1 protein-coding gene is annotated in these 456 nt (G+C 56.4%); it reads right to left on the bottom strand.

What is annotated here, in order from left to right; genetic code table 11:
* Positions 1-272 precede the first annotated feature (272 nt).
* The coding region (locus AC2JF9_RS09125; RefSeq protein WP_500727135.1) for an LrgB family protein at positions 273-456 on the bottom strand (184 nt) is incomplete at its 5' end.

Raw genomic sequence — 456 nt, 5'->3', positions numbered from 1 at the left:
AGTCTAAACATCAGAAATATAATTTGGGGGAGTGTCACTCCGAGAATTGTTTTCGTTAGGGAAGAGGATATGAGGAATGGGATGTTCGATTTCGCCCATCGAACTGAATGGGGCGAAATAAGGTACTCCATGTCCGCTACGAATTCCCGAAAAATATAGGATGGCCGTCGCGAACGGATAAATAAGGAGGAGCGTGAGGGGCTGTGCATTTACGCACGTGACATAAAGACGCAGTCAAGCGTACTTCTAATTTCGCAGATCTTGATTAGAAGCTACAGCAGCCAAGCGAGCGGCACGGTGAGCAGCGAGATGAGGATGCCCGCGATGCCCATGGCGAGGCCGGAATAGCTGCCGGCCTCCTCGGAGTCGCGCAGCAGCCGGGACGTGCCGATGCCGTGCGCGGCGGTGCCGACGGCGAGGCCCAGCGGCACGTCGCCCTCGATGCGGAAGAGGCGC

This window comes from Lactobacillus sp. C449L (assembly GCF_059900815.1).
Note: the sequence above shows the minus strand (reverse complement) of the source record. Positions and strands in the feature narration are given on the sequence as shown.